11 protein-coding genes and 1 other RNA gene are annotated in these 11,785 nt (G+C 43.7%); 6 read left to right on the top strand and 6 right to left on the bottom strand.

What is annotated here, in order from left to right; translation table 11 throughout:
- The first annotated feature begins 10 nt into the window (after positions 1 to 10).
- Together K7R10_RS00515 and K7R10_RS00510 are read left to right on the top strand one after the other, a co-directional pair.
- A complete protein-coding gene (locus K7R10_RS00515; protein WP_224482718.1) occupies positions 11 to 727 on the top strand; it encodes a hypothetical protein in 717 nt (238 codons plus the stop codon).
- Positions 728 to 770: 43 nt separating this feature from the next.
- Positions 771 to 1,013, top strand: a complete 243-nt coding sequence (locus tag K7R10_RS00510; protein WP_224482717.1) for a putative signal transducing protein — start codon at positions 771 to 773, stop codon at positions 1,011 to 1,013.
- Between the two features lie 81 nt (positions 1,014 to 1,094).
- On the opposite strand, the gene K7R10_RS00505 is transcribed toward K7R10_RS00510, so the two are convergent.
- Positions 1,095 to 2,720 carry an ABC-F family ATP-binding cassette domain-containing protein gene (locus K7R10_RS00505; protein WP_224482716.1) on the bottom strand — a complete coding sequence of 542 codons (1,626 nt, stop codon included), beginning with the start codon at positions 2,718 to 2,720 and terminating at the stop codon, positions 1,095 to 1,097.
- Between the two features lie 189 nt (positions 2,721 to 2,909).
- On the opposite strand from K7R10_RS00505, the gene K7R10_RS00500 reads away from it, so the two are divergent.
- Positions 2,910 to 4,334: a TlpA family protein disulfide reductase gene (locus K7R10_RS00500; protein WP_224482715.1), complete on the top strand. Its 1,425-nt coding sequence runs from the start codon at positions 2,910 to 2,912 to the stop codon at positions 4,332 to 4,334.
- 91 nt (positions 4,335 to 4,425) lie between these two features.
- On the opposite strand, the gene fsa is transcribed toward K7R10_RS00500, so the two are convergent.
- From fsa to ffs, 3 genes are all read right to left on the bottom strand, one after another.
- Entirely contained in the window at positions 4,426 to 5,082 is a 657-nt protein-coding gene (gene fsa, locus K7R10_RS00495; protein WP_224482714.1) for a fructose-6-phosphate aldolase, read from the bottom strand.
- A gap of 56 nt (positions 5,083 to 5,138) precedes the next feature.
- The gene (locus tag K7R10_RS00490; RefSeq protein ID WP_224482713.1) at positions 5,139 to 5,948 is read right to left on the bottom strand and encodes an SDR family oxidoreductase; all 810 of its coding nucleotides are present in this window, start codon (positions 5,946 to 5,948) and stop codon (positions 5,139 to 5,141) included.
- Positions 5,949 to 5,996: 48 nt separating this feature from the next.
- Positions 5,997 to 6,094, bottom strand: an RNA gene (gene ffs / locus K7R10_RS00485) — signal recognition particle sRNA small type.
- Between the two features lie 89 nt (positions 6,095 to 6,183).
- Here ffs and K7R10_RS00480 point away from each other — a divergent pair.
- From K7R10_RS00480 to K7R10_RS00470, 3 genes are read left to right on the top strand one after another with little or no spacing between them, the layout of a single operon-like run.
- On the top strand, positions 6,184 to 7,227 hold the full coding sequence (locus K7R10_RS00480) for a glutaminyl-peptide cyclotransferase (protein WP_224482712.1): 1,044 nt from the start codon (positions 6,184 to 6,186) through the stop codon (positions 7,225 to 7,227).
- A gap of 1 nt (position 7,228) precedes the next feature.
- Entirely contained in the window at positions 7,229 to 7,615 is a 387-nt protein-coding gene (locus K7R10_RS00475) for an acyl-CoA thioesterase (protein WP_224482711.1), read from the top strand.
- A gap of 5 nt (positions 7,616 to 7,620) precedes the next feature.
- The gene (locus tag K7R10_RS00470; protein WP_224482710.1) at positions 7,621 to 9,150 is read left to right on the top strand and encodes a hypothetical protein; all 1,530 of its coding nucleotides are present in this window, start codon (positions 7,621 to 7,623) and stop codon (positions 9,148 to 9,150) included.
- Here K7R10_RS00470 and K7R10_RS00465 read toward each other — a convergent pair.
- Entirely contained in the window at positions 9,147 to 10,379 is a 1,233-nt protein-coding gene (locus tag K7R10_RS00465; protein ID WP_224482709.1) for a glycosyltransferase family 4 protein, read from the bottom strand. The genes K7R10_RS00470 and K7R10_RS00465 overlap by 4 nt on opposite strands.
- A 70-nt stretch (positions 10,380 to 10,449) precedes the next feature.
- On the bottom strand, positions 10,450 to 11,724 hold the full coding sequence (gene glyA / locus K7R10_RS00460) for a serine hydroxymethyltransferase (RefSeq protein ID WP_224482708.1): 1,275 nt from the start codon (positions 11,722 to 11,724) through the stop codon (positions 10,450 to 10,452).
- Between the last annotated feature and the right edge of the window lie 61 nt (positions 11,725 to 11,785).

Raw genomic sequence — 11,785 nt, 5'->3', positions numbered from 1 at the left:
GAAAAGAAAAATGTTCAAGAAGGTCAATGTAGAGGATAAGTTACGTCGTTACAGAAATAAGGGTAGCCTGGAGGAGTCGGTACTAGAACAGGTCAAAGACATACTGCAAAATCACAGAACAAGTGATTCCCTCATTCAGGAGAAACTGGAAAAGCCACATCCCTCCCACTTTAATGATTTTAATGCAGAACTGCTGGAAACCGACAGGATCTATCACATAGATCAGATAAAGCAGATCTGTATCGATTACAGGCTTCGATTCTTATCAACCAAGTATTTTAAAGGAAAGTTTCCTAAAGAAGCATTAGAACAGATCAAGGAGCTGGAAAAGAATCATGATACCCAGCTTAAAGGCTTCAAAATAATGGCCCCCTCAAAACTTTTTAAGTTGGAAAATGCCGACGACCCGCTGCTCTTTGCTCCCATCGGTAATGATTATTTCTACCTTGTACACAAATGGGGTAACGATCTGCATCCGTTAAGAAAACTACTGGTGCTGCCGTTCAAAAGCATGGGAAACCTTATATTACTCATCATATTGCTGAGCTACCTGATCACAGCTGTGATGCCACTTGAAATTTTTACCAGAGATGAAAGTGCAGCCTCATTCTGGCTCTTGTATTTCTTTGTTTTTAAAATGGTGGCGAGTATTGTGATCTTTTATGGTTTTGCCCTCGGGAAAAACTTTAATACCGCTATCTGGAACAGCAAATATTTCAATGCATGACCCAGTTATCAAATAACAACCAATCTTAAAACCAAACCTGACTATGAATGACGATCAGTACATAAGAATATTTACAGGCACCGAAATCGATGCCGGGCGACTTAAAGAAAAACTGGAAAATCTGGATATCACCCCGATCATCAAGAATGAAGGTGAATCAGGCAGACTGGCCGGTTTCGCCCCTCCGGTTTTTAACCAGGTACGGGTTTATGTGCATAAAGATGAACACAGCAAAGCAATACCCGTGCTGGAAGAGCTTGAAAAGGAGATCAACGACAATGATTAAAAGACATTCGCAACACAAATAAAAAAAATCCCGTTCGATACAACGAACGGGATTTTTAATTTATACTTCTGTCACTCTTGATCAGGCTGTTACAGCATACATTTTCTCACGCTGCTCACGAATAGCCGGATCGCTCATATAGTCATCAAAACTCAGGTATCGGTCGATAGCCCCTGCAGGGGTTAGTTCGATAACCCGGTTGGCCACTGTTTGTGCGAACTCATGATCATGAGTGGTGAATAATACCGTTCCCGGGAATTTCTTTAACGAATTGTTGAAGGCCGTGATACTTTCAAGGTCAAGGTGATTCGTAGGTTCATCGAGCATCAGCACATTTCCTTTAATCATCATCATTCGACTTAACATACATCGAACTTTCTCACCACCTGAAAGTACTCTTCCCGTTTTAAGAGCTTCCTCTCCACTGAACAACATCTTTCCGAGAAAACCTCTCAAATAGACCTCTTCTCTTTCTTCTTCAGTCTTTGCCCACTGGCGCAACCAGTCAACCAGGCTGAGATCGTTATCAAAGAATGAGGCGTTATCCAGAGGAAGGTAGGCCTGAGTGGTGGTCACTCCCCATTTGTATTCTCCTTTATCGGCTTTCATGTTACCGTTTATGATCTCGTAGAAAGCGGTGGTAGCTCTGGAGTCACGTGAAAATACCACAACCTTATCTCCTTTTGCCAGGTTAATCGACACATTGTCAAAAAGCATATCGCCATCTAAACTACTGGTCAGCTTCTCCACATTAAGTATTTGATCACCCGCCTCTCTTTCACGGTCAAATATAATGGCCGGGTATCTTCTGCTGCTCGGCTTGATATCGTCGACCTTTAATTTTTCAAGCATCTTCTTTCTCGAGGTGGCCTGCTTACTCTTGGCTACGTTTGCACTGAAACGCTGAATAAATTCCTGGAGTTCTTTGGCTTTCTCTTCTGCCTTTTTGTTCTGTTGTGCCCGTTGTCTGGCAGCTAACTGACTGCTTTCATACCAGAATGAATAATTTCCGCTGTAAAGATTGATCTTACCAAAGTCTATATCAGCAATATGGGTACATACGGCATCAAGAAAGTGACGGTCGTGAGACACAACAATTACTGTATTGTCATAGTTGGCAAGGAAATTCTCAAGCCAGCTTATGGTATCATAATCAAGGTCGTTAGTAGGCTCATCCATAATCAGTACATCAGGATTGCCAAACAAGGCCTGCGCCAGCAACACACGAACCTTTTGTTTTCCGTCAAGGTCTTTCATGAGGGTATAGTGATGCTCTTCAGATATTCCTAGGTTTGAAAGCATGGCTGCGGCGTCACTCTCGGCGTTCCACCCATTCATCTCCTCGAAGGTTACCTGGAGCTCCCCGATTCTTTCTGCGTTTTCGTCAGAATAATCAGCATAAAGCTCATCGATCTCTTTTTTAATGGCAAAAAGAGGTTTGTTCCCCATTAGTACCGTTTCGAGCACAGCATGCTCATCATAGGCATAGTGATTCTGCTCAAGAACAGACATTCGTTTACCCGGTTCCAGGTGAACATGCCCACTGGTGGCTTCCTGTTTCCCGGAAATGATCTTCAGGAAAGTAGATTTACCGGCCCCGTTGGCCCCGATGATACCATAACAGTTACCATGGGTGAAGTTAACGTTCACTTCGTCGAAAAGAACGCGTTTGCCAAATTGAACCGAAAGATTTGATACTGATAACATTAAAATCCTCTCTTTTTAATTTTGAGCTGCAAAAGTAACAAAATAAAACCACATAACAGGCCGGGAATCAAACGTTAAAAAGTCTTATTTAACGCGGCCTTAACAATCTACCTGAGGGTGCTTTTTTAGATTTGTTTAATTGAAAATGAATCGATCTCTATCATTTAAAAGCATATTTGCCCGTAATAAATGAGTAAATATTTAATAACCTTCTTGGTAATACTTACCCTTAGCTGTACGAAAAGTAGAGATGAGGCGTATTTTGGGGGTGAAATCGTCAACCCCCGAGCTCCTTATGTTTACCTTTCATATGGGGAAGAAAGGATCGATTCGGCCCTTCTCAATGAGCAAGGTCGTTTTTTGTTTACCATCAAAGACCCTAAGAACGGGGTGTATACCTTCGAGCATAATCCTGAGTATCAGCATGTCCTTCTGGAAAAAGGAGACAGCGTGATGATGCGACTGAACACCATGGATTTTGACGAATCCCTGATTTTTTCAGGAATTGGCGCTACGAAGAATAATTTCCTGATCGATATGTGGCTTCTAAGTGAAGATGAAGCCTCTCTCAGGGAATCCTTCTACAAGCTGAATCCTGCCGAATTCAGAAAGAAAATCGATTCCCTCCATCAGATGAAGCTCGATCAGTACACAGATCTGATAAACGAAAACAGTCTTTCTGATAAAGCAGAGCGGCTTACCAAAGCCTCCATAGACTTCCCTCATTATCTCTACCTGGAAAAATATCCCTACAAGTATAAAAAATACAAGTTTAACAAGGCGCCGGAAGAGTTCTCAGAGATTCCCAAAGACTTCTATACCTACCACGATAACATTGATGTCAATGACTCCTTGCTTGCTCACTATGTGCCTTACAGGGATTACCTCACCATGTATTTTACCAATGTAGCTCTTGAATACTGTAAGAAGCATTGCGATGCGCATGAGCGTTTTTTCAATTCTTCTCACTATGGTATTCACAAGCTGAAGGTGATCGATAGCATGGTCAACAATACGCATCTGGAAGAACATCTTTTTAAAAACACGGCTACCTCCTATTTTATGATGAACCATGATCCGGAGAACAATCAACGTTTCATGGAAGCCATTTACAGCTACAGCGATAACAGCGAGGTACATGAATACGCAGAAAGCATACACACCAACATCAGCAATTTACAGGAAGGAAAAGCGGCACCAACCCTTCACCTGATAGACCTGGTCGGCAATTCCCACAAGATCGAAGCTGATGATTACAAAACAAATACGGTCTATTATTTTTGGAGACTGCATCAGAACAGAAGGAACGATATTCTTCGCAAACGAATCGATCAGTTAAGGCAGCAATATCCTGATCACAATTTTGTCGGGATCAACCTGGACAATGATCACGATCGTTGGGTAGCCATGGTACACCGGGAACAAGGCATCCCCGGCATCGAACATTACCGGGTTGAAAATTTTAATCAACTTGTGAAACTCTTAGACATACGATATCTCAACAGAATGATCGTTATTGGCGAAAACGGTTTAATTGTCGACGGCTTCGGAAACATTTTTGACGAAGAACCCTTGCGGGATAAAAGGGAGTCCCTGGCAACATCCGTCCAATAACACAAGAGCTGTATTTCATATCATAATACCTGGAAATAAAAAAGCCCGCTGTTTTTAATAAGCGGGCTTTTTAATGGTTTCTGTTCAAATATTACTGATTCCCTTTTTTATAATCAGCCAGGAACTTTTCAAGACCAATATCTGTAAGCGGGTGATTCAGCAGTCCGGTGATGGAACTCAGGGGTCCTGTCATCACATCAGCACCAATCTTGGCACATTCAAGCACGTGCATGGTATGCCTTACCGAAGCAGCCAGAATTTGTGTATCAAAACCGTAGTTATCATAAATAAGCCTGATCTCGGCGATCAGATTCAGACCATCGGTTGAAATATCATCCAATCTTCCGATGAAGGGAGAAACGTAGGTAGCTCCGGCCTTAGCAGCCAGTAAAGCTTGTCCTGAAGAAAATACCAGGGTACAGTTAGTACGAATTCCTTTATCTGAAAAATATTTGATAGCCTTCACCCCTTCCTGTATCATAGGTACTTTTACCACGATCTGCTCATGCAGTTTGGCAAGCTCTTCCCCTTCCTTAACGATTCCATCGAAGTCGGTCGCGATCACCTCGGCAGAAACATCACCATCTACCAGTTCACAAATCGCCTCGTAATGTTTGAGAATATTCTCTTTTCCGCTGATGCCCTCTTTGGCCATTAGCGAAGGATTGGTGGTTACCCCGTCGAGAACACCAAGAGCCTGAGCTTCTTTGATCTGATCGAGATTTGCGGTGTCAATAAAAAATTTCATGAATGAAAAATTGAGATTTTAATTAAAATAAAGCCTTTGCTCTAATGCGGGCAAAGTTATAATTTATAATGGTTTAAGAGTAATTTCTTAAACACTTTGTCGGGCAAAATCTTTTTCAGCACCACTGAGAATTTCTCCATGAACGCCCCGACCTTATAATGAATTTTCCTGTTTTTGCTCCTTATAATCTTTTCAACCGTCTTAGCTATTTTAAGAGGTTCTCCCGCTTCAGCCACTTGTTTATTTACAATATCCAAAACCTGTTCGTAGTTCTGAGAATAAGGAGACGAAGCAGGCATGGGAGCGTGATACCTCCTGTTGGCAATATCGGTATTGAAATCTCCCGGAGCTATATTACAAATATCGATGTTGAATTCATGCACTTCCATCTGAAGACTTTCAGAAACCAACGAAAGAGCACCCTTGGTAGCGCTGTAAATACCGCGATAGGGCAGCCCCATATAACCGGCTATGGAGGTTATATTGATGATCAATCCGCTTTTTTGTTCCCTCATGACGGGAAGAACAGCGTTTATCAGGTTCAGGGGGCCGTAAAAATTTGTATCGAAGGCCTTTTCGATCTCTTCTCTCGGTGTTTCTTCAACGGGTCCCGTAATACCCACGCCTGCATTGTTGATAAGCACATCGATTCGACCTTCTTTCTCTTTTATCCTTCCGACCAGATCCTGCACCTGGCCGGGGTCGGTCACATCCAACCTTTCGAGGGTATAGTGAAATTTTTCAGAAGGGAGCTTTTCCGGATTTCGACTGGTACCGTACACAGTGTAACCCTTGTCGGTGAGATATGTACATACAGCCCTTCCTATTCCCGAAGAACCTCCTGTGATCAAAACTACCTTAGACATTTTATTATAAATGGACTTCCCTTATCCGGGAAAATTGAAGTCAATAAAAAACGGCAAGCTACCTACATCGCACCGCTCAACCACATACCCTTGCTGCGTTCCCGCCCTGGGGGATTCTGCAGGAGCTGGTCGTGTAGGACTTGCCGGGTGCAAATTTACAAACTTTTTGAGATCATACAATGATTTTACAATCTTAAATTAATTAAATACCTTGGAGCAAATTTTTAGCTTGAACATGCATTTGAATAAACCCCTTATTGCCAGTTTTATAGCGTCAGTGCTGCTATCCTGCAATGGTGCGCCTTCGTCAGAAAAAAATCTCTTTTCCCTTGAAACAGGGTTAAAAAACAACAGAATTCAATCAGGAGAACCGTTTAAAGTATCTCTTGGGAATCCCGGAAACAAACCGGTCGAAAAAATATCGTACTATTTTATGGGGCAACAGCTAATGCCCGAACAGGATTCATTATCGCTAAGCCCTGAAAAGTTAGGAGAACATACCCTCGAAGCAGAAATAATTACCGATGGAGACACGGTCAGAATCGCTGAACCCATCACTATCCTTGCAAAAAATTCACCTAAGGTATACACCTACAGCATCGTAAATGAATTTCCTCACGACCGCAATGCCTATACGCAGGGACTTGAGTTTCACAACGGGGTGTTATTTGAGAGTACGGGTCGCAGAGGACAGTCGACACTGCGTAAAACCGATTTTAAAACGGGGGAAGTACTCGAGGAGATCCCTTTGGAAGATCAGTACTTCGGAGAAGGCATCACTATAATGAACGGCAAGATCTATCAGCTTACCTGGCAGAAAAAGACAGGTTTCATCTATGATCTTGAAACCCTGGAACGCAAGGGATCTTTTCAATATGGCCAAAGTAAGGAAGGATGGGGACTAACAAACGACGGAACAAAGATCTATAAGAGTGACGGTTCTGACAAAATCTGGATTCTTGATCCTGAAACGCTAAAGGAAACAGACTTCATCCAATCGGTTACCAACACCTCGGTTTTCAATAAAGCCAATGAACTTGAATATGTCGACGGTCTGATCTATGCCAACGTTTGGTTAAAAGACAGTGCGATGATAATCGATGCCCGATCGGGTGCGATTATCGGCGTTATCGATTTTAGAGGACTCAAAGACAAGGTGGCTCAGCACGACGATCTCGATGTGCTGAACGGGATTGCCTATCACCCGGAAAGGAAAACTTTCTTTGTAACCGGAAAGAACTGGAATAAGATGTTCGAGGTCACCATTAGTGAAAAATAAAATGGAATACCATAGTGCCCTTGTCGAAGTAGCAGCTCAGGACCTGGATGAACTGAACCATGTCAACAATGTTCGTTATGTCGAGTGGGTGCAGGATATAGCCAGGGAACACTGGCAAATGAAGGCAACCGCTGAAATGCAAAACAACTTTGTCTGGATGGTGCTTACCCATCATATTTCCTATCGGAAACAAGCGGTAATGGGTGATGTCATCAGATTGAAAACCTATGTCACACAATCAGAAGGGGTCACCTCCACCCGGGTGGTGGAAATGTATCGTTCATCAGACGATGCCCTTCTTGTTCGTGCCAAAACCGAATGGTGCCTGATTAATAAAAACACCGGAAAGCCTCAGCGTATTCCGCAGGAAATAAAAGAGCTCTTCTGAAAACCTTGCTATACACATACACATTCCGTACTGCCGGATTACTGACCCTGCTGTTGACAATGGTGATGTTCTCCTGCCGGAATGACTTTGAATATTCAGATAATAGCGGACAGCTTCATTTTTCTGCAGACACCTTGTTTCTCGATACGATATTCTCAGATATCAGCTCTTCCACCTATAGCTTTAAGGTCTATAATCGGCAGAATGAAGCGATCAATATACCTTCAGTCTCTTTAGAAAAGCAGGAAAATTCACGATTCAGAATCAACGTTAATGGAAAAACAGGACCCACTGTCAGTGATATTATCATCGAAGCAAATGACAGCATTTTTGTCTTTGTAGAGGTCACTGCAGAATCAACCAGTCAGAACAGCGGAGAGTTTCTTTACGAAGACCGTGTGCGCTTTTACGGTACGGAGAATGACCAGTTCGTGCAATTGATCACCCTGGTCAGAGACGCACATTTATTGTTTCCAGAACGCAGTAACGGCATCAAAGAAAGTGTTGTTCTCGGCATGGATGAATCAGGAGAAGAGTTGCGCATAGAGGGTTTCGAACTGGATTCTGATGAATTGATAATGAACGATGAAAAACCTTATGTTATTTATGGCTATGCAACGGTAAAACCGGAAGACACCCTTAGAATTTTGGCCGGCAGCAGGCTGTATTTTCACAGGGAATCCGGCATACTTATACAACCCGGCGGCACCCTGCTGGTCTCCGGTAGCCTGAGCAACGATCCGGAACTGCTCGAAAATGAGGTCATATTCGAAGGAGACCGCCCCGAGCCGGAATTCTCAGACATTCCAGGGCAATGGGGTACTATCTGGCTGCGAGGCGGGAGCGGGTCTCATCAAATCGAAAATCTTACCATTAAAAATGCCACCGTCGGCCTCATCATAGAGGAACCCGGAAGCCAGTCTGTAAGCACCATAAAGAACACCCGAATCCTGAACAGCAGCAGTATCGGGTTGCTTGCCAGGGGAGCACATCTCACTGCTCAAAATCTGGTGGTGGGCAATGCCGGTTTATACGCCATGTACATCGACCGGGGAGGTGACTACACCCTGCTGCATAATACGCTCGCCAATTACTGGGACCGTTCTTTCAGAAGCACTCCCGCTCTTTATGTGTCAGACAATGACCTGATGGGCAACAGCAGTCAACTCAGTCTGTTTGTTGCCAACAGTATCATTTACGGAAGAAATGCAGTGGAATACCAATTAGAGTTTACTGATATTGATACCTCCGAACTGCTGTTTCAAAATTCCCTATTACGCTTTGAAAGCTCTGATGAAGACTTAAACAGCCTGCCTTATTACGATACCACAAACACCGATTTTTACCTGAATTGCCTTTTTAACGCAGACCCTCTTTTTACCGATCCGCAGAAGGCGCAGTTCAGTTTACAGGCTGAATCTCCGGCACGGGGAACTGCAGATGCACAAATCTCTCTTCAGGTTCCTCTCGATATCAGAGGAGTTAACCGGGTAACTGAACCTGAAATGGGAGCATACGAGATTTCTGAGAATTAATTTTTTTGAAGGTTCTTGAGGGTAATATATTTTGAAAGATACCTGTATGCCAGTTGGTGATTGGTATTCAGAATACTGCCTATAATATCAGAAGATCTGTATGCCTCCAGTGTCTCTCGGCGCTCCTCCAGTCGGCCTAAAAATCTGTTTAGATGTCCTGATTCCAGAAAACGACCCTCTAAGATCTCTTCCCCTTTTATTGCTGCCCGTTTCCAGTCTTCCGGTTCTGAATACAGCTTAACGGCTTTCTCAACAAACAAATTATGATCTCCGGGAGTGAGGGTGAAACCACTCCAGTCATTTGCAGCTGCAATTCCCTCTGAGCCTACTGAGGTGGTGACCGAAGGTATACCGAAATACATCGATTCCAGCAATTTCCCCTTAAGTCCCGCTCCAAATCGCAGGGGAGCCAGTAACACCCTATGGGAAAGGAAGGCCTCAGAGGCTTCAGGAATGTAGCCCCTGATCTTTAATCCTCCGGCATTGTCATTCAAAGACATGATCTTATCTCCCGCATAGGCTCCGTAAACATTCAGGGAGGCTTTTGGTAGTTGCTTCCTGATCTTCGGCCATATGGTCTTCAATTGTTGGAGGGCATCCACATTCGGGGCATGTTTAAAATTCCCTATAAACATAAAATCTGACCTGGCTGAAAATCCGGGTATATTACCGGGAGACCTCGCCTTATCGAAAACTATGGGTATATAATGCAAATGTTTCCCGTCTATGTTCAATTCGGTGGTCAAAAGTTCCATTTCCTTTTCTGAAATGATCAGACTCAGGTCGCACCGCAGAATACTGGCGAGTTCTCTTTTGGCTAATTCAGATAATGGTTTCAGAGAGTACGGATGAAGATTCATCACTTCCCTGCGTCTGAGATCCCTTAGAAAATGGAGGTCTTCCGTATCCAGTATTCTCATAGCTTCGGGAATTTGTTCAGCCACCCGCCAGCCAAACTGCTCTTCCATCATAAACCTGTCAAAGACCACAACATCCGGATTCAATGATCGAACCCAGACGTCAAAACCATCATCATTGACCGAAATGGTCTGACTCTTCACCCCCACGTTCAGGAGTTTTTCCCTGAAAGGACTGTCTGTTTCAGTGGTCGAAAAAGTAATCTCGTACCCTCCCTGCTGCAAGGCCTTAATTAATTGCAGCATCCGGCTACCGGCTGCAGAGGCGGTCGGGTCGGGCCAACGATGACCAATGATCAGAAGTTTTTTCATACGCTTGACTAAATAAAAAATGCCCTGTATCCAATTACAGGGCATCTTGTTTAAGATAATGAAAACGAGATCATCCCTTGAAAAGCGGACGATCCTGCATCAGCCTGTATACGTGATTTGCTGCTGCGTCGAGTTTACTTTCATTTTCATGATTCATCAATACGTCATCGATGATGTTGACCACTGCTTCCATATCATCTTCTTTCATTCCCCTGGTGGTAATAGCAGCTGTACCAATCCTGATCCCGCTGGTTACAAACGGACTTTTATCATCAAAAGGAACCATATTCTTGTTCACGGTGATGTGTGCCTTACCAAGTACCTCTTCAGCCAGTTTACCGGTGATATTCTTATTTCTGAGATCGATGAGCATCATGTGGTTATCTGTACCTCCGGAAATAATATCATAGCCTTTTTCAACAAAAGCTTTAGCCATGGCCGCAGCATTCTTCTTAACCTGGACAATATAGTGGAGGAATTCATCTGTAAGAGCTTCCCCAAAGGCGATGGCCTTTGCTGCTATGATATGTTCGAGAGGACCACCCTGGTTACCCGGGAAAACCGCACTGTCAAAAAGGCTTGACATCATTTTAAGATTTCCGTTCTTAAGTTTCAGTCCGAATGGATTTTCGAAGTCCTTCCCCATCATGATTAACCCTCCACGCGGACCTCTGAGGGTCTTATGTGTAGTGGTGGTTACCACATGACAATGCGGTAGAGGATCATTCAGCACCCCTTTGGCAATAAGACCGGAAGGGTGAGAAATATCTGCCATGAGCAGTGCCCCTACTTTGTCTGCTATCTCCCTGAATCTCGCAAAATCGATATCCCTTGAATAAGCCGAGGCACCGGCAATGATCAGCTGGGGTTTTTCTTTTTCGGCGATCTCTGCGATCTTGTCATAATTCAGCAAACCAGTTTCCTTCTCAACCCCGTAGAAAACAGGACTGTAGAGTTTTCCTGAGAAATTCACAGGAGAACCGTGCGTAAGGTGTCCACCGTGAGAAAGATCAAAGCCTAATATTTTATCTCCGGGCTTCAGACAGGCAGCAAAGACAGCGGTATTCGCCTGCGACCCGCTATGAGGCTGCACATTGGCCCATTCTGCACCGAAAAGTTCACAGGCACGTTCGATGGCGATAGTCTCTACTTCATCGACAACCTCACAACCACCATAATAGCGCTTCCCGGGATACCCTTCAGCATATTTATTGGTCAATACGGAGCCTGCAGCTTCCATAACCTGGTTACTTACAAAATTCTCAGAAGCGATAAGCTCCAGTCCGTTAAGCTGTCTCTCTTTTTCAGCCTCGATAAGATCGAATATTTGCTCGTCTCTATTCATTTCGATTTTTTTCGTTAAAGAATGCCCAAAAATAGCAAATACATTCGGTAAATTAACAGAA

The sequence above is a fragment of the Robertkochia aurantiaca genome, assembly GCF_020166495.1.
Classification (GTDB): Bacteria; Bacteroidota; Bacteroidia; order Flavobacteriales; family Flavobacteriaceae; genus Robertkochia; species Robertkochia aurantiaca.
The sequence above is the reverse complement of the archived record's forward strand: the minus strand, read 5'-3'. Positions and strand labels throughout refer to the sequence as shown.